General features: G+C 28.8%; 24 protein-coding genes. 10 read left to right on the top strand and 14 right to left on the bottom strand.

Annotated elements, in window-relative coordinates:
- Nucleotides 1–58 precede the first annotated feature (58 nt).
- The 6 genes from ACSIGC_RS06595 to ACSIGC_RS06570 are packed head-to-tail and all read right to left on the bottom strand — an operon-like array spanning nt 59 to nt 5,323.
- The gene (locus ACSIGC_RS06595; RefSeq protein ID WP_442267343.1) at nt 59–979 is read right to left on the bottom strand and encodes a geranylgeranylglycerol-phosphate geranylgeranyltransferase; all 921 of its coding nucleotides are present in this window, start codon (nt 977–979) and stop codon (nt 59–61) included.
- Nucleotides 980–985: 6 nt separating this feature from the next.
- Nucleotides 986–1,912 carry a mevalonate kinase family protein gene (locus ACSIGC_RS06590; protein ID WP_442267342.1) on the bottom strand — a complete coding sequence of 309 codons (927 nt, stop codon included), beginning with the start codon at nt 1,910–1,912 and terminating at the stop codon, nt 986–988.
- Nucleotides 1,913–1,950: 38 nt separating this feature from the next.
- Nucleotides 1,951–2,436 (bottom strand): toxin-antitoxin system YwqK family antitoxin, encoded by a 486-nt coding sequence (locus ACSIGC_RS06585; RefSeq protein WP_442267341.1) that lies wholly within the window; start codon nt 2,434–2,436, stop codon nt 1,951–1,953.
- A gap of 6 nt (nt 2,437–2,442) precedes the next feature.
- On the bottom strand, nt 2,443–3,522 hold the full coding sequence (gene mvaD / locus ACSIGC_RS06580) for a diphosphomevalonate decarboxylase (RefSeq protein ID WP_442267750.1): 1,080 nt from the start codon (nt 3,520–3,522) through the stop codon (nt 2,443–2,445).
- Nucleotides 3,523–3,561: 39 nt separating this feature from the next.
- Nucleotides 3,562–4,269, bottom strand: a complete 708-nt coding sequence (locus ACSIGC_RS06575) for a LytR/AlgR family response regulator transcription factor (protein WP_442267340.1) — start codon at nt 4,267–4,269, stop codon at nt 3,562–3,564.
- Nucleotides 4,262–5,323 (bottom strand): sensor histidine kinase, encoded by a 1,062-nt coding sequence (locus ACSIGC_RS06570; protein ID WP_442267339.1) that lies wholly within the window; start codon nt 5,321–5,323, stop codon nt 4,262–4,264. Before ACSIGC_RS06570 ends, ACSIGC_RS06575 begins: the two co-directional genes overlap by 8 nt.
- 198 nt (nt 5,324–5,521) lie before the next feature.
- Here ACSIGC_RS06570 and ACSIGC_RS06565 point away from each other — a divergent pair, with 198 nt between their 5' ends.
- From ACSIGC_RS06565 to ACSIGC_RS06550, 4 genes are all read left to right on the top strand, one after another.
- Complete coding sequence (locus tag ACSIGC_RS06565; protein WP_442267338.1) at nt 5,522–5,902, top strand: MotA/TolQ/ExbB proton channel family protein; 381 nt, start codon at nt 5,522–5,524, stop codon at nt 5,900–5,902.
- A 33-nt stretch (nt 5,903–5,935) separates the two neighbouring features.
- Nucleotides 5,936–7,267: a serine hydrolase domain-containing protein gene (locus ACSIGC_RS06560; protein WP_442267337.1), complete on the top strand. Its 1,332-nt coding sequence runs from the start codon at nt 5,936–5,938 to the stop codon at nt 7,265–7,267.
- Between the two features lie 35 nt (nt 7,268–7,302).
- Complete coding sequence (locus ACSIGC_RS06555; RefSeq protein WP_442267336.1) at nt 7,303–8,175, top strand: DUF6624 domain-containing protein; 873 nt, start codon at nt 7,303–7,305, stop codon at nt 8,173–8,175.
- 62 nt (nt 8,176–8,237) lie between these two features.
- On the top strand, nt 8,238–8,471 hold the full coding sequence (locus tag ACSIGC_RS06550; RefSeq protein ID WP_299673669.1) for a hypothetical protein: 234 nt from the start codon (nt 8,238–8,240) through the stop codon (nt 8,469–8,471).
- On the opposite strand, the gene ACSIGC_RS06545 is transcribed toward ACSIGC_RS06550, so the two are convergent.
- Nucleotides 8,468–9,238 (bottom strand): sterol desaturase family protein, encoded by a 771-nt coding sequence (locus ACSIGC_RS06545; RefSeq protein ID WP_442267335.1) that lies wholly within the window; start codon nt 9,236–9,238, stop codon nt 8,468–8,470. The genes ACSIGC_RS06550 and ACSIGC_RS06545 overlap by 4 nt on opposite strands.
- Before the next feature lie 142 nt (nt 9,239–9,380).
- Between ACSIGC_RS06545 and ACSIGC_RS06540 the strand changes: the two genes are divergently transcribed.
- Together ACSIGC_RS06540 and ACSIGC_RS06535 are read left to right on the top strand one after the other, a co-directional pair.
- A complete protein-coding gene (locus ACSIGC_RS06540; RefSeq protein WP_442267334.1) occupies nt 9,381–9,965 on the top strand; it encodes a hypothetical protein in 585 nt (194 codons plus the stop codon).
- A gap of 20 nt (nt 9,966–9,985) precedes the next feature.
- Nucleotides 9,986–10,276, top strand: a complete 291-nt coding sequence (locus ACSIGC_RS06535; RefSeq protein WP_442267333.1) for a hypothetical protein — start codon at nt 9,986–9,988, stop codon at nt 10,274–10,276.
- Between the two features lie 55 nt (nt 10,277–10,331).
- Here the strand turns inward: ACSIGC_RS06535 and ACSIGC_RS06530 are convergent, their stop codons facing one another.
- The 3 genes from ACSIGC_RS06530 to ACSIGC_RS06520 form a co-directional block, all read right to left on the bottom strand.
- Nucleotides 10,332–11,540, bottom strand: a complete 1,209-nt coding sequence (locus ACSIGC_RS06530; RefSeq protein WP_442267332.1) for an NAD(P)/FAD-dependent oxidoreductase — start codon at nt 11,538–11,540, stop codon at nt 10,332–10,334.
- On the bottom strand, nt 11,537–12,466 hold the full coding sequence (locus ACSIGC_RS06525; protein ID WP_442267331.1) for a GYDIA family GHMP kinase: 930 nt from the start codon (nt 12,464–12,466) through the stop codon (nt 11,537–11,539). The genes ACSIGC_RS06530 and ACSIGC_RS06525 overlap by 4 nt, the downstream gene beginning before the upstream one ends.
- Nucleotides 12,467–12,964: 498 nt before the next feature.
- Nucleotides 12,965–14,698 carry a hydroxymethylglutaryl-CoA reductase, degradative gene (locus tag ACSIGC_RS06520; protein WP_442267330.1) on the bottom strand — a complete coding sequence of 578 codons (1,734 nt, stop codon included), beginning with the start codon at nt 14,696–14,698 and terminating at the stop codon, nt 12,965–12,967.
- Nucleotides 14,699–14,848: 150 nt separating this feature from the next.
- Here ACSIGC_RS06520 and ACSIGC_RS06515 point away from each other — a divergent pair, with 150 nt between their 5' ends.
- The 4 genes from ACSIGC_RS06515 (at nt 14,849) to ACSIGC_RS06500 (ending at nt 20,771) form a co-directional block, all read left to right on the top strand.
- The gene (locus ACSIGC_RS06515) at nt 14,849–17,023 is read left to right on the top strand and encodes a S9 family peptidase (protein ID WP_442267329.1); all 2,175 of its coding nucleotides are present in this window, start codon (nt 14,849–14,851) and stop codon (nt 17,021–17,023) included.
- Between the two features lie 16 nt (nt 17,024–17,039).
- Nucleotides 17,040–18,560, top strand: coding sequence for a peptide MFS transporter (locus ACSIGC_RS06510; RefSeq protein ID WP_442267328.1), 1,521 nt, complete (start codon nt 17,040–17,042; stop codon nt 18,558–18,560).
- Nucleotides 18,561–18,583: 23 nt separating this feature from the next.
- Nucleotides 18,584–20,161 (top strand): peptide MFS transporter, encoded by a 1,578-nt coding sequence (locus ACSIGC_RS06505; protein ID WP_442267327.1) that lies wholly within the window; start codon nt 18,584–18,586, stop codon nt 20,159–20,161.
- 94 nt (nt 20,162–20,255) lie between these two features.
- Nucleotides 20,256–20,771, top strand: coding sequence for a thioredoxin family protein (locus ACSIGC_RS06500; RefSeq protein ID WP_442267326.1), 516 nt, complete (start codon nt 20,256–20,258; stop codon nt 20,769–20,771).
- A gap of 9 nt (nt 20,772–20,780) precedes the next feature.
- Here the strand turns inward: ACSIGC_RS06500 and ACSIGC_RS06495 are convergent, their stop codons facing one another.
- The 4 genes from ACSIGC_RS06495 to ACSIGC_RS06480 all read right to left on the bottom strand — a co-directional run bounded on the left by ACSIGC_RS06495 (nt 20,781) and on the right by ACSIGC_RS06480 (nt 26,714).
- Nucleotides 20,781–22,781 carry a ComEC/Rec2 family competence protein gene (locus ACSIGC_RS06495; protein WP_442267749.1) on the bottom strand — a complete coding sequence of 667 codons (2,001 nt, stop codon included), beginning with the start codon at nt 22,779–22,781 and terminating at the stop codon, nt 20,781–20,783.
- Nucleotides 22,782–22,991: 210 nt separating this feature from the next.
- Nucleotides 22,992–24,074 carry an energy transducer TonB gene (locus tag ACSIGC_RS06490; protein WP_442267325.1) on the bottom strand — a complete coding sequence of 361 codons (1,083 nt, stop codon included), beginning with the start codon at nt 24,072–24,074 and terminating at the stop codon, nt 22,992–22,994.
- A 191-nt stretch (nt 24,075–24,265) separates the two neighbouring features.
- Nucleotides 24,266–25,960 (bottom strand): lysine--tRNA ligase, encoded by a 1,695-nt coding sequence (gene lysS, locus ACSIGC_RS06485; protein ID WP_442267324.1) that lies wholly within the window; start codon nt 25,958–25,960, stop codon nt 24,266–24,268.
- 247 nt (nt 25,961–26,207) lie between these two features.
- Nucleotides 26,208–26,714 (bottom strand): DUF456 domain-containing protein, encoded by a 507-nt coding sequence (locus tag ACSIGC_RS06480; protein ID WP_442267748.1) that lies wholly within the window; start codon nt 26,712–26,714, stop codon nt 26,208–26,210.
- Nucleotides 26,715–26,756: the final 42 nt, after the last annotated feature.

The following is a 26,756-nucleotide window of genomic DNA, read 5'->3' as shown; positions in this document are numbered from 1 at the left end:
TGATATTTAATAGATTAAGGAATGCTTTTGTTTGATTTTTTTAGTAGTAGGAGAAGTTTTAATTGAGTTGATTGATAACTTTATCTAATAATAAAGATTTATCAATTAGTAATAAACTAAACACACCAATTAAAAGTAGTATTTTTAATACATTATGAATTAATTGATATTGCTTTTTTGTGTTAGATTTCCAAATGAAAAAACCAATTATTAATAAAGAGATTCCTGCTAAATAAAAATAGTATTTCATGTAGTGAATGGCCGGATAATCAAATAAAATAATAACAGGAATTAGAGTTAAACCTAATAATAAGAAAATAAATTTTTTAGTTTTTTTTTCACCATATACAATTGGAAAGGTGTTGTAGTTGCTAACTATTGCTCCTTTAATGTTTTCTAAATCTTTGATGAGTTCCCTTACGGCTATGACTAAAAATAGAAAAAATGCATGAACAAAAATCACCTTAGAAAAATTTTTGTAGTGAACAAAAATTACAAAAAAAGGTAAGATAGTTAAAATAGTAACGCTTAATAATCCGATTAAAGGATATTTTTTTAGTTTATGAGAATATAACCAAATTCCAAAAATATAACTAGCGAAAAAAAATGCTGCTCTCCATGAAACTAACCAACCAAATGTGAAGCTAGCGAAATTTAATAAAAAGTATAAAGAAAGTTTTGTTTCTTGTTTAATCTTTTCATCTAGTGTACTTTTTATAGGTTTGTTAATTCTATCTGCTTTTACATCATAAAAATTATTAATGATATAACCTCCAGCAATAACACAAACAGTTGCAAGTACTAAGTATAATAAATGCCAATCTAATAAAACGTGTTTTAACGATCTGTTTTCTGAGAAAATGAAAATAGCCGCAAGATATTGAGCGGCTATTAATACTAATATGTTATATCCTCTTACAACAGATAAAAGGCTTAATAGTTTTACCAATAAATTTCTGTCGTAAAACTTCAGGTTCATAGGTGTTTAAAATCGGTATACTAGCTCAAGTTTATAATCTTTTAAACTAGTTTTTGCTTTTTCATAGTCTTCAGTAAAACCTAAAATATAGCCTCCACCACCAGATCCACATAATTTTAGGTAATAATCGTTGGTTTGTATTCCGTTTTCCCAAACTTTATGAAAAGCATTAGGAATCATAGGTTTAAAGTTGGTTAAAACAACTTTTGAAAGTTGTTTCACGTTTGAAAATAAAGATTTTACATTTCCTTTTAAGAAATCCTCAATACAAGCGTCTGTGTAGGTAGCAAATTCATCGCTTAACATTTTTCTGAAACCTTCATTTTTCATTTTATTCATGAAAAGGCTTACCATTGGTTCTGTTTCACCAACTTGTTCTGAATCTAATAAGAAAACAGCTCCTTTTCCTTCTTTTTGTGAAGGGATTCCAGTAGCTTCAATACTTTCTTTAGAGTTGATAAGGATAGGCAAGCTTAAATAAGAATTTAAAGGATCTAATCCTGAGCTTTTACCATGAAAGAAAGATTCCATTAAAGAGAAAACTTCTTTAAGCTTTAATAATTTATCTCTAGTTAAATTTTCAAGAACCGTTATTTTATCATTAGCATATTTGTCGTAAATAGACGCAACTAAAGCTCCAGAACTTCCAATTCCATAACCCATTGGTATAGAAGAATCGAAATACATTCCAGAATCGATATCATTTTTTAATTCAGCTAAATTAAATGAAACTATTTCAGTTTCTAATTTGACTAAATATTCGTAAAAATCTTGTAAACACTCGTTTGATTTTAGTGCTTGACCAGATAAATTTTTAGAAACTTTTAAAGCTCCCTTGTAAGAGTTAAAAGGAATTGCTAATCCTTTTGAATCTTTGATGATACCGTATTCTCCAAAAAGTAGAATTTTAGCGTAAAATAAAGGTCCTTTCATTTTTCAGAATTCTTTCTAAACACAAAGATACTCAATATTTAATAAACATTTTTGTAAAAGGTTTTCCAAACCCCAACTTTTTCTCCGTCTTTGTATTTTCCTCTAGTTTTTATTTTTCCGTTTTTGTAAAAAGTTTTCCAAACTCCATTTTCTTTTCCATTTTTAAATCGTCCTAAAGATTGGAGTTCACCAGTTTTAAAATAAGTTCTCTTAGGGCCGTTTACAATACCATTTTTATAACTTACTTTTTTAGAAAGTGTACCATCAATATCATAGTAATTAACGATTCCTTCGAATAATTCATTGTTGATTTTAGAATTACTACTGTAGCCTTCTAAATATCGATTTCCATTTTTGTAAAACTTTACAATCCAATATCCGTTTTTAACCTTCTTAGGCATTGGAACATAAAAATAAGCTTCAGTTTGTTTTACTTCTTTCCAGTTATTATCGTACCATGTAGTTTTTTGAGCAAAAATATTAACCGAGAAAAAAACAAAAAAAAGGATAAATAAAGTTTTCATAAAGAATTAAATTAAGACTGCTCCATTTCCTGAAAAATCATGAATATATTGACCTTTTTGACAATATTGAGAAAGTTTTTGGTCTATAAAACTATGGATTTTTTCTTTCTCGTTATTAGGGTACAATAAGTGAACATTTGCACCAGCATCTAAGGTGAAACAAACATTACTATTGGTTTTGGTTCTATATTCCCAGATTTCATTAATAATCTTTAAAGTATTAGGTTTCATTAAAATGAAATAAGGATCGCTAGTAAGCATCATTGCATGTAAAGTTAAGGCTTCACTTTCTACTAGTTTAATGAACTCTTTGATATTACCAGTTTGTAAAATTTTAGAAATTTTACTCAAATTGTCGTTTGCTTGTTTGAAACGATTTTCTGCATAAGGATGATCGAACATTAAGTTGTGACCAACAGTGCTCGAAACTTGTTTTTCTCCTTTGTCAACTAACAAAATAGTATCTTGATAGTTGTTGAAAATAGAGTGTATATAATGAGGGAATTTTACACCATATAAATCAGAGCTTGTTTCAAAATCATCATGTTTTCCCCAAATTACTAAAGGTCCTTCAATACTTCTACTTGCGCTACCCGAACCTAAACGAGCTAAGAAAGAAGCTTTTTGGTTGAAAAAATCTTCTGAAATTGTATTGTCTAATGATTTTTCTAAACTCATTAAGCATGCAGCTATAGCACTCATTCCACTTGCAGAAGAAGCAATTCCGCTACTATGAGGAAACGAGTTCTCTGAATGAATTTCCATTTTATATTCTAAAATATATGGACAGTAGGTAACTATTCTTTCAAAGAAGGTAGCTATTTTAGGTTTAAATTCATCTTTCTTTTTTCCTTCGAAAAATAATTCAAAATCAGCTTCTTTTACTTTTTTAATTTTGGTAAAAGTAATTTTAGTTTTTGTATAACAATTACTTAAAGTGAAACTTATTGAAGCATTTTTTGGTAGTTGAGGATTGGTTTTTCCCCAGTATTTAACTAAAGCGATATTACTTGGGGTTTTCCAAGTTACAGTAGTTTCTTTGATTGAAAAATCTAATTCTTTAGGAATAAAAGAAGTTGTATTAATACTCAAATCTTTAATTTTTGTGTAAAGATAGCTTTTCACTTAAATATCTGTCAACTTTTGTAGTGTACTTTCTTTATAATTTCGACTTATAGGAATTGCTTTGTTATTTATTTCTATAAATTCATTTGTGTAAGCATCTATAAAATGAACAGCTACGATAAAAGATCTATGAACTCTAATGAACAGTTTTTCTGGTAATTTATTTTCTATATTGCTTATAGTTTCTCTTGTAACTATTGTTTTTTCTTGAAGATGAATTTTAAGATAATCACTTAGACTTTCAATATAAATGATGTCTCTATAGTTAACCTTTACCATTTTCCTTTCAGATCTAACAAATAGAAAATTTTCATTATTATTTTTATTTTCTGTCTTTTGAATGATTTGTCTTTTCTGAGGTATTTTTTTTATGGCTTGTAAAAAACGATCGAATGCAATTGGTTTTAGTAAATAATCGATTACGTTAAGGTTAAAACCATCAATAGCATAATCGCGATATGCTGTAGTGAAAATTATATGTGCATCTGAATTTACAATTTTAGCTAAGCTTAAACCGTTAATCTCAGGCATATTAATGTCTAAAAAATACACATCTGCTTCGTTTTCTTGAGCAAACTGAATGGTTTCTAATGCATTTGAAAAACTAGCAGCTAAAGATAAATTGGGTGTTTTTTGTATAAAAGATTCTATGATTTCTCTAGCAACAGGTTCGTCATCAACAACAACACAGGTAAATATATTATTCATTTCTAGCTGGTATTTTTAGTTGTACTTCGTAAATATTGTCTGACGATTTAGTTTCAAGAGTAAAATTATTTTGAAATAACATCGTGAGTCTTTTTTTAATATTGGTTAATCCAATTCCTTTTTTTGATTTCATAAAATTCTTATGAGAATTTGAAATTGAAAAGTCGATTGAATTTTCTGAAGTTTTAATATTAATATCAATAGTTAAAGTTCCATTAATCTGCATTCCATGTTTAAAAGCATTTTCTACAAATGGAAGGAAAATCATAGGAGAAATTAAAAGAGAATCTTTGTGTATTTCTTTTGAAAATTTAATATCTAAACTATCTTGAAATCTCATTTTTTCTAAAGAGATATAATCTTCAATATGTTGTATTTCGTTTACAAGAAGTACTTCAGGTTTTTCAACTTGGTATAAGATATAATCTAAAAGACTCGAAAGTTTTAAGATCATATCCGGAGCTTCGTCTGCTTTTTTAAGAGCAAAACCATATAGTGTGTTTAGTGTATTAAACAAGAAATGAGGATGAATTTGCATTTTCAAATACTTTAATTCTTGTTCTTTTAATTGTAGTTGTGTTTGTAAAAATTTGTTTTTTAAATCTTCGTCTCTTAAGGTTGATTTATAATTTTGAATAACAAGACCAATAAAAATTATTATTAATATGATAAAATATACACCAAAAATGATGTACGGAATTGTTTTGGTTAATGGAGGAGTCTTTCCAGAGCTTAAATGACTAGAAGAAATCATTCCGTAAAAAATTGAAAAAGCAATAAAGAAGAAGGAAATAATAAATGTATAAATTGAGTATAAAATAAAAAAGAAGTGTTTTTTTACTAACAAGTATTTTGGTATCAGAAAATATAAAAAGAAATATCCTATGCTAATAGTTATTGGCATTAGATAATAGGTGAATTTATTGATATACTCAATGTTTGTACTTCCGTAACCTAGATAATAAGTGTAAAAAAAATAAACTCCTACCCAAAAAAGTAAATGTATAATTCCTTTAATAAATATCCCTAAAAACACTTTTAAGTTTTCCATCATTGCAATATCAACTTTTTTAAGTGAAAAAATAATATCTAGCGATGAAATTCAAAAAAAGTAAGGGTTTTAACAGATTTGTTAAAAGTCATTAATATTCTGTAGTCTTTATTACTAGATTTGTTATTCGTCGAAAAGAGTAAAAACTAGTTTGTCTTCCAAATACATTTGTGAGTGTATTAACTTTAAAACAAAATACTTATGAACTTTTTAATCTTAGGAGAATTATTTAAAAGAATGAACGAAGGAGGACCTTTTTTTATGTACCCTATTTTTTTGATGCTGCTAATTTGTATAGGTTTAATCGTTTTTTCTTTTTTAAAACAAGACTTGGAGAATAAATTAAAAGAGCTGATAAGCCATGTTAGTTTATTTGCCTTAGTATGGGGGTTTTTGGGAATGATGATTGGTTTAATTACTGCCTTTGATGCAATTTCTTCAATTGAATATGATGTTGCTACTCAAGTTTTAGCTGGGGGCTTAAAAATAGGATTGCTATCTCCAACTTTCGGTATTTTTACTTTTCTAGTTGCACGTTTTGGTATTATAGTACTACATTTAAGAAAGAGCAAAAACGCTTAGTCTAATCCATTTAATTTATAAAAATTCAATAAAATGAAAAAAAGTATCTTTTTTTTAGCGGGATTTCTATGCGTATTTTTTACCTGGAGTCAGAGTGAAAATTTAGCAGAAATCGATAAATTATTTACCGATTTGGCTTTAGAAAATAAAGCCATGGGAACGATATCTATTTTTAAAAATGGAAATGAAGTGTTCAATAAATCTACAGGTTTTATTTCTGTTGAAGATAAATTAGAAGCGAATGCTTTTTCCAATTACAGAATCGCTTCAATTACTAAAACTTACACAGCAACCATCATATTGCAATTAATAAGCGAGAAGAAATTAACTCTTAATACAAAGTTGAGTGCTTTCTTTCCTAAAGTGCCAAATTCAGAGAATATCAAGATTCAAGATATGTTGTATCATAGAAGCGGATTGTTTAATGTTACTGAAATTGAAGGTTTTTCAACTTGGATAGCAGATTTCAGAACTCGTGAAGAAATGTTAAAAAAGATTCAAGGAACTACATCTGTTTTTAGTCCAGATTCAAAAGCTTCATATTCAAATACGAATTTCATTTTGCTGTCTTATGTTGCTGAGGAGATTGAAAAGAAACCGTACGCTGAGATTTTTCAGGAAAGAATAGCTGATGCTTTAGATTTAGATCATACTTATTTAGGAAAAGATATTGCAGTAAAAGATAATGGAGCTAAATCGTATTATTTTGAGAATGAAAAATGGAATCCAGTTGAATTAATTACAAATATTAATGGACCAATTGGAGCTGGAGGAATAGTTTCAACGGCTACGGAAGTGAATATTTTCTTTGATCGTTTATTTTCTGGAAAATTATTGTTTGATAATTTTTTAAAACAAATGATAACAGCAAAAGAAGGTTTAGGAATGGGACTTTCTATTTTTCAATACCGAGGAATGAATTTGTACGGACATAATGGTTCTATTGATGGGTTTCGATCGATAGCAGGATATATTCCGAGTAAAAAACTTGGTTTTACCATAACTTGTAACGGAGTTAATAACGTAAGTTTATCAAATCTTATTTTTAAAGTTTTAGATCTTTACTTTAAAAATGATCCATCTATGCAGAGTAATTCTTTAGTGAAATTAAAAGCTAAAGATTTAGATCCTTTTTTAGGAGTTTATGGAGGTTCAACTTTTCCTTTCAAAATTACATTCACTAAAGAGAAAAATATTTTGATGGCTCAAGCTACGGGGCAGCCAGTATTCAACTTAATAGCGTTAAAGAAAAATGTATTTAAATACGATGCTATGGGAATTCTCTTCAATTTTAATAAGAAAGATAATACAGTACTAGTGAAGTTTCAGGGGAAAGAGCATTTATTGAAAAAAGAAAAAGTATGAGAAGTTTGTGTATAGTTGTGTTTACTCTCTTTTTCGTGAGTTTGTTTTCTCAACAAGAAGGAGATAAATATAGAAGAGAAGGAGAGTTGGAAAAATCAATTCAAGCTTATAAAATTGCATTTGATAAAGATTCAACTAATTCAAAAAACACCTACAATTTGGCCTGTGCTTATGCCTTGTCTCATCAAATAGATAATGCGTATCGTTATTTACTCAAAGCTTTAAAAGATGATAGTTCATTATGGGTTTTGGCTGATAATGATTTGTTATCATTGCATGATGATATTCGATGGAAAACTATTGAAGCAAATCAATTGGATAAATATCAAAAAGAAAACGGAAAATTAAAAAAGCCAGAGTACGCAAGAAAACTTCTTAGGCTAATTGTTAGAGATCAGATGTTTGATTATCATATGGATATGGCGAAACAGTTTTTTGTGAAAAATGGGAAAGCGCCACATTGGTATTATCCGTTAACATTTATCAAGAAGCAAACAGCTAAAGAAAATTTTATCAAATTAGAAAAGTTGATAAAAAAATATGGCTGGCCTACATATGAAGATGTTGGGAAACTAGCTGCAGATGGTCCTTTGTTGGTTATCAATCATCATGAAAAAGAAGCAATTAGAATAAAGTATTTACCAAGAATAAAAGAAGCTTGTGAAAAACAACAAGGAAGTTGTGTAGAGTTTGCAAAAATTCAAGATAGAATATTGGTAAATACAGGTAAAAATCAGTTGTATGGAATGCAGTTTGCTTACGATTTAAATCATAAGTTAGAGCCTTTGCCAATTTTTGAACCTGAATATGTAGATCAAAGAAGAGCAGAAATAGGTTTGCCGCCACTTAAAGATTATCTCAAAAGAAAAATTAACTATGATTTTAATGTAAAACAGAAAAGAAAATAGTTGAATAATTGTATTGGTATATTAAATACCCTTTTCAAATTAGAATTGGGTATTTTTGCATTATGAGTAGAAAAATAAAATTGATTTGGGATTTTAAAGGTCCTGATGCTTTAGAAACAGCAAAACATCATTGTATACATTTAAAAGAATTTGCTCAAATAGAAAGCTTAGATGTTTATGAAATTGATCATAAAGAAATCAATGAAATGTATACGTTAGCTTTTGTAACTGTAGACGAATCTATAATGAAAATATTTCGAGATGCATTAAAACCACATCGAGGAGAATTGGCTTAATTTACTTCTTTTTGAGTTGTTTCTTCAAAAGTAATATTGTAATCTTCTCTAATTGTTCCCATTATTCTATCCCAGAATAGGAAGTATAAACCATAATTACCATTAAATCGTTTGTGATGTAAGTTATGAGCGGTGGAGGTATTAATCCATTTTCCAATAAATGTTTTATGAAAATTTTTAGGGTATAACTCAAAACCTAAATGACCGTAAACATTATATATAATTTGGAATAAGAAAAATAAACCGAACGCAGAAATATGAACAGGTAATGTGAATGCAATTAATGGAGCAATTAAAGATTCAATAAATCCCTCTAAAGGATGAAAAGCATAAGCTGTCCAAGGAGAAGGATTTGTAGATTTATGATGTATTAGGTGCACTTTTCTGTATAACTTGGGGTGATGCATTAATCGATGTGCCCAATAAAAATATGTATCATGAAGAAAAAGCATCCAAGCCCAACTAAAAATATAGTATCCAATACTATATTCATTAAAGTTAAAATAAATATTGGTGTAGGAAATTAAATAATAAAAGATAATTAAAGAAATCGTCGAAAATATTAGTATAGAGATTAAAGAATAACGAATATCTCTTTTGTAATCTTTTAGTTTAGGTAGTTTTTTCTGAATTTTCCTAAACCATAAACTGTTTTTAAAAATCTTATAAAATAGAAAGAAAGCTATACTGGCTGTAATTAAATAACGAATCAAAATCTTAAAAGCACCATTAGCCCAAAACTCTAAAAAACTATTGCTATTTGTCATACTTTAAATGTAGTATAATTTAAAATGCATTCAAAACGTTTACGTTGTACTAAACTTAAATGAGTTTATATTAATATTGTATATTTAAATAGAGTAGAAATTGATTATGGGGCAAAAAATAACTTTAATAGTATTTCTTTTTTTGAGTTTAATAATAAAAGCTCAGCATCAATATATTACTACTAAAGGTCATGAATCATTAGAAAAAGCAATATATGTAAGCCATGAGATGATAGAAGGAAGAACAGCTTATTTTGAAAGACAAGCAGAAGAAAAACCATTAATGTTTCAAAAAACTAGAGTTTTAATTGGTGAATTAAATAGGTTGTCTAATAATGTGAAAAGTTATATTGATACTATTCAAAGAGAAGTAAATACAGAGCGAGTTGTTTACGATTTGTTAGAGAAAAATTTCTATAAAAAATTATTGTTTACACACCAAGGAAAGCTAACTAAAAGGGCAAAACTATTAAAAGTTAAAATTGATAGTTTGTATAATTTTTCACTAAAAGTTAATGTGCATAGATTATCTCAACTTGAGAATTTTTCAAAAGAACATTTTAAAACCGATAATGAATATTATGATTTCGAAGAGAATAAGCTGACTTTTTTCGAGCATTTATTTTACGATAAAACGAATTATGGTATTATGATGTCAATGTATTATCTTACCTTAGATGTACAAACATTTCAGTTATTGTATTACGGAACAGTAATGAGTTATTAACTAAAAAAAAAGAATAAGTTATGTATTTAATTAATTTACATGCAGTACCTAAAAAGGGAACAGAATATTTTGAAAAAGTAGTAGGAGCTTATGTGAGCGTTTACATAGATTATATAGATGGAGAAGGAGCTATTCAGTTAGCAAAGTACTATACAGAACAAGAAGGTTGGCTAGTTCAAAATGTGGAAGATGATTTTTTTGAGATTGAGGACCCTGAAGAATTAGAAAAAGACTATAGAGATTATTACGATGAAGCTAAAGAGTATGGTTATACTATGGTTTTTAATTGTTATGAATCTGTTGAAGAATAGTTTTTCTTTAAACCGGAATCTTAAAGTTTAAATTGGTAGTTAGTAAAGTGTTTTACTAGCTACTAATTGCATTGGCACAGATAAAACCTCCTGTCCAAGCATTTTGGAAATTAAAACCACCAGTAACCGCATCGATATTTAGAATTTCACCAACAAAAAATAAATTTTGATGTAATTTACTTTCAAAACGTTTGAAGTTAATTTCTTTTAAATCAATTCCTCCAGCTGTTACAAACTCATCTTTAAATGTAGATTTTCCTTCCGCAAAAAATACAGCATTTGTTAACTGGTCTGCCAACTGAGAAGTTTGTGTTTTTGTAATATTAGCCCAATTTTGTTGTAATTCAATATGAGAAGCATTTAAAAATCGTTCCCATAAGCGTCTAGGAATTTCACTAAAAGGAGATTTTAATCCAATTTGTTTTTTTGCGTTTACTTTCTTTAAACGATTTAATTCTTCTGTAATTTGATTGGTTGATTTAGATAACCAATTTACAGCAACTTTATAACTGTATTTTTTTTCTGCTAAAATTCGCGCTCCAAATGCAGATAGTTTTAAAACCGCAGGTCCACTTAATCCCCAGTGCGTAATTAAAAGTGGTCCGAAGTTTTCAAGTTTACTGTCTAGAATTTTTACACTAGCATTGGGAACAGAAATTCCACCTAAATCTTTAATTCTTTCATCTTTAATATTGAAAGTGAATAGAGAAGGAACAGTGTTAATGACAGAATGCCCCAGTTCTTTAGAAAGCTCCCAAATCTTCTTGCTACTACCAGCAGCTATAACTAATTTATCAGCAGTAAAAGAATCATTTTTTGTGTTAATAACCCAATTACTTTCTTGTTGATAAAATGAAGTTACATTTTGACTTGTTAACACTTTGATATTTAGTTTTTCAACAGCTTTTTGAAAACAGTCGATAACAGCCTGAGAAGTATTAGCTTCAGGAAAAACACGATTATCATTTTCAATTTTTAATGGAACACCTCTGTTTTCAAACCATTCAAAAGTATCACCAGTCATAAATTGATGGAAAGGACCTAAAAGTTCTTTACTTCCTCTTGGGTAAAATTTTATAAGTTCTTTTGGCTCAAAACAAGCATGAGTAACATTACAACGTCCTCCACCAGATATTTTTACTTTTTGTAATACATCTTTACCTTTTTCAAGGATGGTAATATCTAAGTCAGGATTTAATTCTTTTGCATTAATTGCTGTGAAAAAACCAGCAGCTCCACCGCCTATAATTACGATTTTATTCATAAAACCATTTCGTTGTAAGGAATGATAATTTCAAAACCTTTGTTCTTAAAATATTCAGGAGTTTCATTATTTCCTGTAGCTAAAACAAAATCTCCACCCCAAGCACCTAAACTTTTTACAGTGCCAAAATAATCTGAAAATAGTCTATCTTTTACTTTGGGTAATTCGATAATAGAAGAAACTAAATTTTCGTGAGTTTTTAGTAAATCTTCAAAATCAGATAAGTTTTTCGATGTAATTAAATCTTTAGAGATTTGAGAAATAAGTTGAATTTCGTTTTCTAACTTATGTCTTTTTTCCTTGTATCTTTTTATACCCTCTCTACTGTTTTGTTTTTGGTTTAAAAAAACAAAATACAAATCGTTTGAAAAAGTAGGAGAGAAGTTTACTTCTGTAATAGTTGGCTTTTTATCCTCTAATTGATAAAAAATAGGCGAATCGTGTTTTGCACAAGCAATATCATAACCACTGCCAGAAAAAGCATTCCAAAGTAAAGTGAAAGGGTTTACTTTTGCCCAAGAAGCTATGTTATTGATTAATGTTGATGAGCTTCCTAATCCCCAATTCTGTGGAAAAGTTAAACGAGTTTTTACAACATAACCTTGATTAGAATTTAGAAAATCTGGATTTAACTTTCTGGCTTCTTGTAAAATATTTTGTAAAGTTTCAGCTATTTGATCAGAACTTCCTTCTTGATCTGAGTTGAAAGTAGCAGAGGTTAAACGAAGTTTAGGTAAATCAAACGAAGCTTCAAACCAACATTCACCAGTATTAGTAAAACTTCCCCAAATTAATTCAGGTTGATCGATTGGTGTTACCGTTAAATCTTGTCCATATTTTGTTGGGACAGCTAAAGAAGTTGCTCCGTCTAAAACAAGATATTCTCCTGTTAATAATAATTTTCCGTTACTATAATATTTATCCAAAATCAATATTAGGTCGTATGCAGCCTAAACCTTTTTATAATTTAATTGTTACTCGACTGCACTCAAGTAAATTTTGTCTTTTGATATTTTATAAATTCGTTAAAACTTTTAGAGAAACAAAAAAACAATATTGCTATGCAATAAATAACAATATTAAAGTTTGGGCTATAGTTGTAAGTAATTCTACCTGATAAGTTATTTTTAATAGAATAAAACCATGAAATATTACCTAAAGCATAATATATTTTATAAGAGAAAAAGCTAATTAAAAAATACATAGTCCATTTATGTCCTTTGTATACTGTAATTAAAGAATATAAAACTATAGCTAAATAGAAAATCTCCAAAACTATTTCAGATTTGATATAATTTAAATAATAGCTGTGTAAAGTGCTGTAATAAATATAAATACCAATAGTGTATAGTGAAGCTAGAATGATAAAACTAGATACTATAAAGAATTGTTTTCTTCCTATATTTATTAAAAAACTATTCATTTTATACCAATCCAAACTGTTTATAATGATGTGTAAAATGCTTTACTTGAAACTTTTTCCAATATTCAAAATCAAGTTCACCGAAAAAAGGATGTACTACAGTTCTAGTAGTATCTTTTTCAAAGACATCGAAAAATAATCGAAGTTGTATGATTAAATCATCTATAGCTTCATCAATAGAGTTAAATTTAGTTGGTGTTGGAGTGTCAGATAAAAATGAGGCTCTAAAACCAGGTTGTATTTCGTTATTGGTATCTAAAAATGGTCTTCTACGAGCTGCTTTATCATCATCAACAAAAATATCTATCTTCCAATTTCCATTAGGGATTTGAGTTACAGTACTTAAATGTTCAACCATTTGTTGAGCATTCATCGTTCCAAAGACAGGTTTACTTTCTTTAGATAATTTTCCAAGAGTTTCCTTTATTTCTGTTTCGTTAGTAATATCTACCCAATTTATTTTTGGCTTACGCAATTCTTCTAATTTTTCTATAACAGCACTATGCGAAACTGTTTTGTTTTCGAAAAAAGAACTAATACTTTCTTTTTCTTGAGCAGTTGCATTGTGTTGGTTAAGAATATTCATCAAATGCATTTTCATATGCCCATGCTGAATCCCTTTTGTTGTTAAGGCTCTTAATGCAGCAAAGTTTTGTGCTAAACCAGCAGCAGCTATAATTTGCATTAAATCTCTAGCATTTGGTTTTTGCATCATGTCTAAAGATAATCTTGCCATTGGATGCAAAGCGGTTAAACCACCAACAGTTCCTAGAGCTAATGGAATTTCAATCCAAAATTTAAAAATACCATCTTTAACTTCACAGTGTGTTAAACTAGAGTATTTTCCATTTCTAGCAGCATAAGCATGTGCACCAGATTCTATAGCTCTAAAATCATTTCCAGTAGCTAAAACAACAGCATCAATTCCATTCATAATTCCTTTATTATGAGTAACTGCTCTGTAAGGTTCTATTTCTGCGATTTTAACAGCTTGTTCAAATTTATGAGCAAACTTTTCTGGATTTTCTCCTCCTAAATCTTCAATAGGGCAACTCACTTCTGCTTTTACTATGCACTCAGGTACATAATTAGAAAGAATACTCATGATAATTTCGATATCTTCTTTCTGAAATTTTTTAGCAATAGCTTCTAAACAAGAGTTGATAAAGTTTGCACCCATACTATCTTTTGTCTCAAAAGTGACATGAAGTTGATAGTAATTTTCTAAATCAGCCGTTTTATCTTTAAGTTCAATATCTAAAATACCACCACCACGCTTTTCCATATTTCTAGTGATAGAAGCAGTAGCGGCATATAATTCTGTTTTGTTTAGGTTGAAATAAGTCTCTAAATCTTTTTTATTTCCGGCATAAATAAAATGTACTTGTCCGATTTTAGTAGTAGAAATTACTTCTGTTTTAAATCCTCCTCTTGTACTCCAATATTTTGCAACCTTTGCAGCAGCAGCTACAACAGAGCTTTCTTCCACAACCATAGGAATAACATACTCTTTGTTATTAATTATAAAGTTAGGAGCAACACCATAAGGCATGTAAAAGTTAGAGATAGTATTCTCAATAAAATCATCGTGGAGCTGTTGTAATTTCTCGTCAACATTCCAATATTGTTTTATTGTTTGAATAATTTCAGGTTGATTATTGAAGTAGTTTTGAGCTAACCAATCTATTTTTCCTTCTTTAGTTAGCTTAGAAAAGCCAGAAATAATCTTCGACATTCATCTTATTTTTAAAACGGAACAAAGATAATTCTTTCCTTTAAATCAAAATTTATAATTGTAGTTTTCTGTTAAATTGAGGTAAAATTTATTATTTTTTCGTAAACTTGGCAGTCGTTTTATTAAATCATCAAATAAATAAGATACTTCATGAAAAAAATATGCTTTTTAGCAATTTTGGTGACTTTTTTTTCTGCTAAAAGTCAATCGACTACAAATAATTTAAAAGAAATTACATTAGAGGAGATTTGGAATGGATCGTTCTCTGCTGACAGAATGAATGCCTTAAAATCTATGAACGGAGATTTTTATACGGTATTAGGTTTTAATAGAGAAACAAGAACTACTACAGTAGATAAGTATAGTTACGAAACACAACAAAAAGTAGAAACAATTGTTGATGGAAGAAACTTACCGAACTTAGATTATTTTAGTTCTTATTCTTTTAATGATAATGAAACAAAATTGTTGTTAGGAACTAACTTCAAACAAGTTTATCGTCATTCATATAAAGGAACATATTTTATTTACGATATAGCAACGAAAGATTTAATTTCTTTAGGAGAAGATATTCAAGAGCCAACTTTTTCTCCAGATAGTAAAAAAGTGGCGTATGCAAAAGATAATAACTTATATGTTAGAGATCTTGAGGCAAATAGAGAAATAAGAGTAACAAATGATGGAAAAATAAATGCTATCATTAATGGTACAACTGACTGGGTGTATGAAGAAGAATTTGCATTTGTAAAAGCTTTTGAATGGAGTAAAGATAGTAAGCATGTTGCTTTTTTAAGATTCGATGAAAAAGAAGTTGCTCAATTTTCAATGAATGTTACAGGTAATGAGTTATACCCATCATCGCATACATTCAAATATCCTAAAGCAGGAGAAAAAAATGCGGTCGTAACTTTAGAATTATTTAATGTTGAAAAAAGGTCTGTAAGTGGAGTAGACCTAGGAAGCTACGAATATATTCCAAGAATTCAATGGACAAACAAACCAGAGGTTTTATCTATCACAACTTTAAATAGACATCAAAATGATTTAAAATTATTTTTCTTCAATGCTAATACAGGTAACTTAAAAGTAATATTAAACGAAAAAGATGAAGCTTATGTAGATGTACAAGATAATTTAACGTTTTTAGATGATAATAGTTTTATTTGGACTAGTGAAAAAGATGGTTTTAATCACATTTATCATTACAATGAAGATGGTACGTTAAAAAATCAAATAACTAAAGGAGATTGGGATGTTACAAATTACTATGGATTAAGTAAAAGTAACAATAAGATTTATTATCAATCTGTTGAAAACGGATCAATTAATAGAGGAGTTTATGCTATCGGTTTAGATGGAGCTGGTAAAAAATTACTTACAGACAAAAGTGGACAAAGTAGTGCTTCTTTCAGTAAGAACATGAAGTACTTTATCAATACACATTCTTCTGCCACTGAAGTACCAACGTACACTTTATACAATGGAGAGGGACAAAAAATTAAAACTTTAAAGGATAATATCGATCTTCATGTAAAAATGAAAGGATATAAAATGAGTAAAAAAGAATTCTTTACTTATAATATCAATGGAAATGATTTAAACATGTGGATGATTAAACCTGCTGATTTTGATCCTACAAAAAAATATCCATTATTATTATTTCAATACTCAGGTCCTGGTTCTCAGCAAGTGGCTAATAGATGGAATTCTAGTAACGACTATTGGCACCAAATGTTAGCTCAAAAAGGTATAATTGTTGCATGTGTAGACGGACGTGGAACTGGATATAAAGGAAGAGATTTTAAGAAAGTTACTCAGAAAGAATTAGGTAAATATGAAGTAGAAGATCAAATAGCTGTTGCTAAATTTTTTGCAGGAGAAAATTATATTGATGCAAAAAATATTGGAATTTGGGGTTGGTCTTACGGAGGTTTTATGAGTACAAACTGTATTCTTAAAGGTAATGATGTTTTCTCTATGGCGATTGCTGTAGCACCTGTAACCTCTTGGCGTTTTTATGATACTGTTTATACAGAACGTTATATGACAACTCCGCAAGAAAATGCATCAGGATATGATGAGAATTCGCCAATAACTCATGCAGATAAGTTAAAAGGAGATTATTTATTAATTCATGGATCAGGAGATGATAATGTTCATGTTCAAAATACAATGAGAATGGTAAATGCTTTAGTAGCAGCAAATAAACAATTTGATTTGTTTATCTACCCAGATAGAGCACACGGAATTTACAGAGGAAAAAATACTAGACTTAATTTATTTACAAAGATGACCAACTTTGTATTAAAGAGTTTAAAAAACTAAATAATTACTAAACATTATGAATACTTCACAAAAGGATATATTGGGGCATCCTTCAGGACTTTTTTACCTGTTTTTTGCTGAATTGTGGGAGCGTTTTTCTTTCTATGGAATGAGAGCTCTATTAACCTTATATATGGTTAATGAAATTTTTAAGGCATTATCAGAAAGAGATGTGGCTGCTGCTGCTGTTTATGCATCTTACGGTTCGTTAGTTTATGCTTCAACTGTAATAGGAGGAAGAGTTTCTGATAAAATATTAGGAATGCGTCAATCTATATTCTTAGGTGGGGTTTTAATGGCTTTAGGTCATTTTGTATTGGCAATAGAAAATGATATTGCATTTTTCTTAGCTTTAGCTTTTATTGTAGTTGGTAATGGGTTTTTTAAACCTAATATATCAACATTTGTGGGTTCTTTATATGAAGATGGTGATAAAAGAAAAGATTCTGGTTTTACCATTTTTTATATGGGAATAAATATTGGAGGTTTTATAGCTCCATTACTTTGTGGATGGTTAGGAGAAGCTTATGGTTGGCATTATGGATTTGGTTTAGCAGGATTCGGAATGTTATTAGGTTTAATTTTCTTTTGGAGCGGAATTAAAAAGAACGTTTTTGGAGATAAAGGCTTACCACCTAATGAAGAAGTTTATAATAAAAAAGTTTTAGGATTGCCTCAAAAAACATTAGTTCCTGTTTTAGCTTTTCTTTCTGCACCTTTAATAGCTTATTTGTTAGCAGAATATAAAGCGATAGGTAATGGAGAGACTTTTTTAGGAGATCAAAATATAGTTAATATACTTTTTAAAGTAGTTGGAGTTATTGTTTTATTATATTTAGGTAAAATAATGATGGGAGCTACTGTAGAAGAAAGAAAAAAATTGTTTATGGCAGTTTTAATTACTTTCTTTATGACGATTTTCTGGGGTTTTCATGAGTTATCTGGAAGTGTAATTACACTTTTCGCAGATAGAAATGTTGCTCTTGATGGTGTGATGAACGCAGGTCAGACAAACTCACTTAATTCACTTGTAATAATATTATTGTCTATTCCGGTTTCTTTATTATGGACATATTTGTCTAAGAAAAAATTAAACCCAAGAACACCATATAAATTTGGTATGGGATTATTATTAGCAGGTATTAGTTTTTATATTTTGTCGTTGAGTAAAGGAGCCGCTAATGAGGAGGGAATGGTACCGTTCTTTTATTTATTAGCAATGTATTTTGTGTTATCTATAGGAGAGCTTTTCATGTCTCCAGTTGGGTTATCAAAGATAACAGATCTTTCACCTAAAAGAATTATTGCTTTTATGATGGGGATTTGGTTCTTGTCTTCTACTTATGCTTTTCAAATTGTTGGATTTATTTCAAAGGAATTAGCTGTAGAAAGTACTGAAACTAACATTGGAGGCTTGCAAACATTAGCTCTTTATACAGATGGATTTGGATTAATCGCTAAATATGCAATAGGAGCAGGAGTGTTAGTTTTATTAACTTCTCCTCTAATGAAAAAGTTAATGGGTAATGTTCACTAAAATTAAATAAACTAAGTTTTTATATGAAGAATACAGATATCGAAAATCTATTTAAAGATACAGTGTTAGGACATCCAGCAGGGTTGTTTGTGCTTTTCTTTACTGAAATGTGGGAACGTTTTTCTTATTATGGAATGCGTGCCTTATTTGTTTTATTTTTAATTAGTTCAATTACTGATGGAGGTTTCGGATGGGCTAAAGCAGATGCTTTATCATTATATGGTACCTACACTATGGGAGTGTATTTAACGCCTGTGTTTGGAGGTTTAATCGCAGACAAATTGTTAGGGTATAGATGGGCAGTAATTTTAGGAGCTTTAATAATGACCTTAGGTCATGCTGCAATGGCTGTTGAAACTCCTTTGTTCTTTTATATTGGTATTGGATGTTTAATGGTCGGTAATGGTTTATTTAAACCAAATATGACATCTATAGTGTCTTATATGTATAAAAATCATGAAGAGAAAAAAGATGGTGCATATTCTATCTTTTACATGGGAGTAAATGCAGGGGCGTTTTTAGGTATCATGTTATGTGGTTACATTGGAGAGAATTATTCTTGGTCTTGGGGATTCGGATTAGCTGGAATTTTCATGTTTATAGGTATGTTGCAGTTTTATTTTACTCAAAATATATTTGGAAACATAGGCTTGTCTCCAAAAAAAATGAAGGAATTAAACTTGAGTACTATAGGAAAAGATGGTGATCAAGATTTTGTAGAAGAAGCCTCTGAAGAAGAAGTTTCATCTAAAGTTGTTTTTGATAGATTAATAGCTGTAGGTGTATTCTGTGTTTTCACTGTATTCTTTTGGGCAGCTTTTGAGCAAGCAGGAGGTTCAATGACAATTTTTGCTGAAGAATATACACAGAGAAATTTAACAGGTATTAATAGTACGATATTTAAGTATGTAGATGCTTTATTAACAATACTACCTTTAGGGATTATAACTTATGTATTATATCTTTTGTTTAAGAAAACGTTTACAAAATTTGCTATAGGTAATATCATATTATCTATAAGTTTTGTTATTATTTGGGGAATTGTAGGATGGAAAATATATAGAGATTTTTCAAATGATAGCATAGAAGTAAATGCTACTTGGTTTGGAATTTTAAACTCTTTATTTATAATTACTTTGGCTCCGTTCTTTTCTAAATGGTGGGAAAGTAAATATAATTTATCAGGAACAATGAAATATGCTTTAGGTCTTTTACTATTGGGGCTTGGTTTTGGCTTTTTAGCAATGGGATCACAAGGAATTGTTGCAGGTGAACCAGTGGTTAAAGTAAGTATGTTTTGGTTAATTGCCGCTTATTTGTTCCATACCATGGGAGAGTTATGTATCTCGCCTGTAAGTCTTTCTTATATTAGTAAGTTAGTGCCTGCTAAATGGATAGGATTTATGTTTGGAGTTTATTATTTATTTATAGCAATGGGTAATAAATTAGCTGGAACAGTAGGAAGTTATATTGAAGAGATAGAAAAGGCATATTCAATTTCAGGTTTCTTTTTAATTTTTACAATAATACCTATCGCAGCTGGTTTAATTATAGCAGGATTAAGTCCTGTAATGAAAAAATTAATGCACGGAGTTAAGTAAACAGATTTTACTTAGAAATAATAAAATAAACCTACCAAACACAACTTGGTAGGTTTTTTTGTAAATTTGGAATACTTATTGAGACATATAGAGTATGAAAAATATTTTTTTAGTAGCTGTTTTTGTTTTATCAGCAGTAACAGCAAAAGCACAAGACGTAAACTGGATCTCTTTTGAAGAGGCATTAGAATTAAATAAGACTACCCCAAAGCCTATTTTAGTTGATCTATATACAGATTGGTGTGGATGGTGTAAGAGAATGGATGCTACTACCTATAAAAATGAAGTAATAGTGAAGTTTATAAATAACAATTACTACGCCGTAAAAATGGACGGTGAAGGGAAAAAAGATATTACTTTTAAAGGAAGAACATTTAAATTTATACAACAGGGTAAAAGTAAATATCATGAGTTAGCTGCTGCTATCATGAATGGTAAAATGAGTTATCCTTCTACAGCTTTTTTTAATCCAGAAGAACAATTAATCCAAACAGTTCCTGGGTATTTACAAAAAGAAAGATTTGAAAAAATATTAGCTTACTTTAGCGGAGAAGCCTATAAAAGTACGCCTTGGAAAGATTTTGAAAAGAACTTTAAAAGTTCATTATAATTAGAAAAATTACTCTTTTAAAATATAAGCGCCATTTTCATATGTACAATGAAATGGCGTTTTTTCTTTTTTACAAATATTTTTCCATTGTTTTATGTAGCTTTTGTAATTAGAACCGTCTGCAATAACCAATTTTGGTTGTACTATTTTTAATAATCTTGCCATGTTTAACTTAGGAGAATGTTTTAATATAATAATAGAGTTTTTTAGTTTTTTGTTAGGATATACAGCCATACTATCAATAGATATAATAAAATGATCAGAGAATTTTAGAACATCATCTTTTGCTAGAGAGTCAATTTTATTAATATTTTCTTTAGTAATATAATTTTTTAAAAACGTAGTATTACTAAATTCAGAACCTTTGTAATTTGTTAATTTCAGGGTATTTTGATTTCTAATTCCTATTACTGAGTTTTTATTTTTATGAAATACAATAAATTCTTTTTTTGATTTAATATCCTGTTTCTGATATATGTAAAAAGATTGAAGTATTAAGATGGTAAATAGTGCTTTAAATAATGTTTTCAGTTTAAATTTTTCAAATAGTAAAATTGTAAAGAGAATTAATATGTAGCAAATAATCATATTAGAAAAAGGCATGTTGATTTTCGTTATAATAAACTCTTCCTGAGAAGCGATTTTATGAATAACAAAATTTATAGTATCTATTGTTTTACCATAAAATGTAACTAAGAATTCAGGAAGAATATTAAGAAAAGCTAAAGCTAATACAATGAATCCAAGTATTAGAATAAAACTTATAAAGGGGATAATTAATAAGTTAGCTAATAAAAATAATCCAGGAAATTGATGAAAATAGTATAAGCTAATTGGTAATGTGCTTAACTGTGCTGCGATAGAAACTGTCGATAATTCCCAGAATTTATTAAAGAGAAATGATTTAGGAGTCCAAAATTTAAAAAGAATGGGTTGTATCCAAACAATTCCAAACACAGCTAAATAACTTAATTGAAACCCTAGATCAAACAAAAACATTGGTTTTACTAAAAGAATTAGTAGCATGGAGCTAATTAAAGAAAATTCAATTGGCTGATTCCTATTGATTAGCTTTCCAATTATAATAAAGGTAAACATTGTTGTAGCTCGAACTACGGATGGTGATAAGCCTGTAACAAAAGCAAAAAACCATAAGAATGTTATTATAATTAGAGCTCTTGTTTTATTTCCATTTTTAAAATATAATAATGGTTTAAATAAAAAATTTAGTAAATAATATATAATTCCAATATGTAAACCTGAAATCGCCAAAATATGAATCGCACCAGCTTTTGTGTAACTTTCTTTTAATTCAGAAGAAATTTCTTGTCTTTGTCCTAATAGTAAGGCGTTTATAACGCTAAGCTGATCTTTTGTAAAAGAATATTGTTTTAGTTTTTTTTGTAAAGTGTTTCTTATAGTTAAGGCGAACTTTGAAAATGAAATACTATAATTCTTGTCTATTATGAAGTTTTTATCGTTTAAATATAACTGGTGAATTATTCCTTTTTTTTTCATGAATTCGGCATAATCAAAATCATGTGGGTTTTTAGCTTTAGATATTAAGTTTAATTTTGGGTTAGGAATGATTAGTCTATTAAAAAAAATAGAATCAGTTCTTATCGAATTGTCTACATTAAAAATCAGTTTTCCACAAGAATTATTTTGATCTATTTGATTTACTTCAGCAATAAACCTCTTATGATATTTATTTTGTTTTAACTCCTCATTAATATCTATTATAATAGTGCTTTTAAGAGAATAAAAATTCATGTAGAATTTTTTTGAATTCATGTTATTTGAAACAAATTCACAAGTGATTCCTAATATTATAAAAAGAATTATTAAGCAAGACTTAAAAAAAATAACTTTTTTTAAGGTGTTAAAAACAATAATAAAAATGATGATGAGAATTGTTATTCCCAAACTAAGAGATAAATAATTAGAAGATAAAATAGTATAAGTATGTTGTATGTATATACCTAAAACAACACATAGCAAAATGTGCATAGGTATGTACCTAAGTAATTTTTTCATAGCGGGGTAAAGTTAATAATTTAAAATGAAAAGATTTCTTTGTTAATAAAACTTCTTTTCGAACTATTATGACCTGATGATGAAAAAATGTTTACTTATTAAATGAATACTATTAATATATTTTTTAAAAAAAGAGCAACCAAATTACTTTGATTGCCCTTTTTATATTTTTTACAATTTTATTTATTCATCTTCTAAAGAAAATTCTATAGGGAATTGATATTTTGTATTTACTCTTTTATAGTCTCTGTAACCTGCTTTTAATTTAGGTAATTTTTCAACAAGTTTTTTTGCTGCAATCTCTAAAACTTCACCGTCTTTTGGTCCTTTTGCTTTTATATTAACAACATCTCCTTCAGAATTTATAATAAAAGAAACGTATACTATTCCTTCAATATTATTATCTAAAGCATCTACAGGATATGCAAAGTTTTTTATAACATGTTTTTTTAATTCATTGGCAAAACAATCAAAAGAATCATCGAAGTTTGAAAAACACTCTTTAAAAGTTGGAGTTCTTTCTAGTTCATCAAAAGTGTAAACTTCATCAAGGTCTATTGTATTAACTTTCTTTCTAATGTTTGTTTTTTTTACTCCAGGTATATCAAACATTATTTTTAAAGTATATTGTACGTTTACTTTTACTCCACTTTGTTTTCCGGGGATAAATTTAGGTAGTTTATTAACGATTCTGTTAGCTTCGTCTCTTAGTTCTTCGCCTTTATAAGGGAATAAAGTATTGGTAATTTTTGAGTTTCCTTCTTTGTCAATAACAAAATTAACTAAAACTCTTCCTTGAATTCCTTTGTTGTAAGAGCTATTTGGGTACTGAAAGTTGTTTTTAATATGTTCTGTGATTTTGCTTTTAAAACATTTATTTTGTTTCATTATTGCTACATCTTCACATGATTCAAATAAAGGGATTTCATCAACATTAAAAAAAGAAATAGCATTTGAAACGTTAGTTCCTTCAAGAGTTAGACTATTAACAATTTGCGTTTTCTTTTTTACTTCTGAAATTTTTTTAGAAAAATTATTATTAACACCTTTTACCAAATCTTTTTTTCTTCTAATTCTTCTTCTTGATGTTACTTGAAAAGATACTTTTTTGTTTTTCTTTTTATCATTACTCTTTTCAATAGTACATTTAGTGATACTATTTAAATCTAAAGCAGGTTCGTTTTCTGGGGTATCACAAGTTTGTGATTGTTGAGCATAAAAAAATGATGAAAAAAATAATAAAAGAGCCGAAAATTTTGTTTTCAAAATAATCTAAATTTAGGGGTTGGGGCGGCAAATATATAAGTTTTTTTTTGTTAGATTTTAATTTTCAATATCTTAATGTTTTTTTAAAATACCAAAGGTAAAAATTACATAAAATTAACATTTATGTTTAAATAAAAAGGAATAGCCCTTTGTGAGAACTATTCCTTTTTTGAATATTTGTGATTTAAAAATTAGGCTAAATTTACAAATAAACCTTCTTCAGTTTTTTCAACTTTTGCCAGATTATTTTTAGTTAATCCTTTTATTGTTTTATCCCATTTCTTATTGCTTAAACCAGATTCAGATTTAAGATCGTTTAAAGCTATTTTTTCTGCTTTTTGTAGAATAGCAAGAACGGCTTTTTCATCATCATTTAACTGAACTGTTGGAGCTTTTTTCTCCGGTTTCATTTGTGGGAAAAATAATACTTCTTGAATAGAAGGATTGTTTGTTAAATACATGATTAAACGATCCATTCCAATACCTAGCCCAGAAGTAGGAGGCATACCATACTCTAATGCACGGATAAAATCTTGATCAATAAACATAGCTTCATCATCTCCTTTTTCAGATAGTTTTAATTGATCTTCAAAACGTTCACGTTGATCGATAGGGTCATTTAATTCAGAATATGCATTTGCAATTTCTTTACCACAAACCATTAATTCGAAACGCTCAGTTAATTCAGGATTATCTCTGTGTTCTTTACAAAGAGGTGACATTTCTTTAGGATAATCTGTAATGAAAGTAGGTTGAATGTAATTTCCTTCACATTTTTCACCAAAAATTTCATCAATTAATTTTCCTTTCCCCATGGTTTTATCAACCTCAATACCCATTCCTTTAGCAGCTTCGAATAATTCTTTTTCAGACTTGCCGTTAATATCAAAACCAGTAAAGTGTTTGATAGAATCTGCCATAGTAACACGTGCATAAGGAGCTTTAAAATCTACTTCATGTTCTCCAAAAGTAGCTTTCGTAGTTCCGTTTACAGCAATAGCACAATGCTCTAATAATTTTTCAGTAAACTCCATCATCCAGTTGTAGTCTTTATACGCTACATAAATTTCCATTGCAGTAAATTCAGGATTGTGAGTTCTATCCATTCCTTCGTTACGGAAGTTCTTTGAAAATTCGTAAACACCATCAAAACCACCAACAATTAATCTCTTTAAATATAATTCGTTAGCAATTCTCATGTATAGAGGAATGTCTAAAGAATTATGGTGTGTAATAAATGGTCTTGCAGCTGCTCCACCTGGAATTGGTTGTAAAATTGGAGTTTCTACTTCAAAATAACCAGCATCATTAAAAAACTGACGCATAGCATTAAAAAGTTTAGTTCTTTTTACAAATACTTCTTTTACATGTGGATTAACAGCTAAATCAGCATAACGTTGACGATAACGCATTTCTGGATCTGTAAATCCGTCGTAAGTATTTCCTTCAGCATCAACTTTAGGTAACGGCAAAGGTTTTAAAGCTTTACTTAATAATTTAAAATCTTTAACCATTACAGTAGTTTCACCTACTTGAGTTTTAAATAACTCTCCTTCAATTCCTACAAAGTCACCAATATCTAATAACTTTTTATAAACTTCATTATATAAAGTTTTGTCTTCTCCAGTACAAATTTCGTCACGGTTAAAATATACTTGAATTCTTCCGTTACTATCTTGCAATTCAGCAAAAGAAGCTTTTCCTTGAATACGACGAGACATTAAACGTCCAGCGATAACAACCTTTTTTCCTTCTTCAAATTTCTCTTTAATTTCCTTTGAATTAGAATCTAATGGAAATAGATCTGCTGGATATGGATTAATACCTAACTCACGTAATTTAGTTAGCTTTTCTCTACGTACAATTTCTTGTTCTGATAATTGCATTGATATTCGTTTTATATAATTGAAATTAAAGGCGCAAAGATACAATCAATTGTAGTATTAAACAATTTAGTTTTTTGTGATTTGAAATTTTTTTAAAAAAAGTTTTGATATATAGTTTGAAAGTATTTATATTTGCAGGCTGTTTTATTTTAAAGCAGCGTTTAGTTGTGTTGTTCGGCAAGAAATTGCCAAGGTTTTGTTAACCAATGGAAAGCTTCCCTGAAACGGGTTGCTTTTTTTATTTGTACTAAAATGTAAAAATAGCAGCTTTATATTCCCAAAGTTTCACAAAAAACAAGACAAAGAAAATTGATGCAGCTATAAATTTAATTCCTGTTGAAGCTAAGAAACCTAAAAATGCACCGAATGATGCTTTTAGAGCTTTATTAGTGTCTTTTCCATCAAAAACTACTTCACCTAGAAATGCTCCACTAAAAGCTCCGATTAAAATTCCGAAAGGAATAGGAGATAGTAAGCCTACAATTAATCCTATTGTTGTTCCGTAGGCACCGTATTTAGATCCACCAAATTTTTTAGTACCTAATGCAGGTATAAAATAATCTAAAATAAAGATAGCTAATGCTACAAATAATGTGATACCAAGAAATGTCCAGTTTTGAGGAATCGCTTTAGTTAAATGTAAAAGTAATAATCCGACCCAACCTGTTACAGGACCTGGTAGTACTGGTAAAAAGGAACCAATTATTCCTAAACAAATAAAAATGAATCCTAAAAAAGTTAATAAAATATCCATCATTGTATATGACGACATTATTAATGAAATGTTACTATATAA

This window comes from Tenacibaculum aquaeponti (assembly GCF_052084715.1).
In the GTDB taxonomy this organism is placed as follows: domain Bacteria; phylum Bacteroidota; class Bacteroidia; order Flavobacteriales; family Flavobacteriaceae; genus Polaribacter.
Note: the sequence above shows the minus strand (reverse complement) of the source record. Positions and strands in the feature narration are given on the sequence as shown.

What these genes read in the sequence shown, in the direction of transcription:
- ACSIGC_RS06590 (WP_442267342.1), bottom strand. Translation starts at nt 1,912, where the DNA reads ATGAAAGGACCTTTATTTTACGCTAAAATTCTACTTTTTGGAGAATAC.
- ACSIGC_RS06565 (WP_442267338.1), top strand. Translation starts at nt 5,522, where the DNA reads ATGAACTTTTTAATCTTAGGAGAATTATTTAAAAGAATGAACGAAGGA.
- ACSIGC_RS06570 (WP_442267339.1), bottom strand. Translation starts at nt 5,323, where the DNA reads ATGATGGAAAACTTAAAAGTGTTTTTAGGGATATTTATTAAAGGAATT.
- ACSIGC_RS06560 (WP_442267337.1), top strand. Translation starts at nt 5,936, where the DNA reads ATGAAAAAAAGTATCTTTTTTTTAGCGGGATTTCTATGCGTATTTTTT.
- ACSIGC_RS06530 (WP_442267332.1), bottom strand. Translation starts at nt 11,540, where the DNA reads ATGAATAAAATCGTAATTATAGGCGGTGGAGCTGCTGGTTTTTTCACA.
- ACSIGC_RS06520 (WP_442267330.1), bottom strand. Translation starts at nt 14,698, where the DNA reads ATGTCGAAGATTATTTCTGGCTTTTCTAAGCTAACTAAAGAAGGAAAA.
- ACSIGC_RS06575 (WP_442267340.1), bottom strand. Translation starts at nt 4,269, where the DNA reads ATGAATAATATATTTACCTGTGTTGTTGTTGATGACGAACCTGTTGCT.
- lysS (WP_442267324.1), bottom strand. Translation starts at nt 25,960, where the DNA reads ATGCAATTATCAGAACAAGAAATTGTACGTAGAGAAAAGCTAACTAAA.
- ACSIGC_RS06505 (WP_442267327.1), top strand. Translation starts at nt 18,584, where the DNA reads ATGAAGAATACAGATATCGAAAATCTATTTAAAGATACAGTGTTAGGA.
- ACSIGC_RS06585 (WP_442267341.1), bottom strand. Translation starts at nt 2,436, where the DNA reads ATGAAAACTTTATTTATCCTTTTTTTTGTTTTTTTCTCGGTTAATATT.
- ACSIGC_RS06535 (WP_442267333.1), top strand. Translation starts at nt 9,986, where the DNA reads ATGTATTTAATTAATTTACATGCAGTACCTAAAAAGGGAACAGAATAT.
- ACSIGC_RS06595 (WP_442267343.1), bottom strand. Translation starts at nt 979, where the DNA reads ATGAACCTGAAGTTTTACGACAGAAATTTATTGGTAAAACTATTAAGC.
- ACSIGC_RS06550 (WP_299673669.1), top strand. Translation starts at nt 8,238, where the DNA reads ATGAGTAGAAAAATAAAATTGATTTGGGATTTTAAAGGTCCTGATGCT.
- ACSIGC_RS06500 (WP_442267326.1), top strand. Translation starts at nt 20,256, where the DNA reads ATGAAAAATATTTTTTTAGTAGCTGTTTTTGTTTTATCAGCAGTAACA.
- ACSIGC_RS06495 (WP_442267749.1), bottom strand. Translation starts at nt 22,781, where the DNA reads ATGCACATTTTGCTATGTGTTGTTTTAGGTATATACATACAACATACT.
- ACSIGC_RS06545 (WP_442267335.1), bottom strand. Translation starts at nt 9,238, where the DNA reads ATGACAAATAGCAATAGTTTTTTAGAGTTTTGGGCTAATGGTGCTTTT.
- ACSIGC_RS06510 (WP_442267328.1), top strand. Translation starts at nt 17,040, where the DNA reads ATGAATACTTCACAAAAGGATATATTGGGGCATCCTTCAGGACTTTTT.
- ACSIGC_RS06480 (WP_442267748.1), bottom strand. Translation starts at nt 26,714, where the DNA reads ATGGATATTTTATTAACTTTTTTAGGATTCATTTTTATTTGTTTAGGA.
- ACSIGC_RS06515 (WP_442267329.1), top strand. Translation starts at nt 14,849, where the DNA reads ATGAAAAAAATATGCTTTTTAGCAATTTTGGTGACTTTTTTTTCTGCT.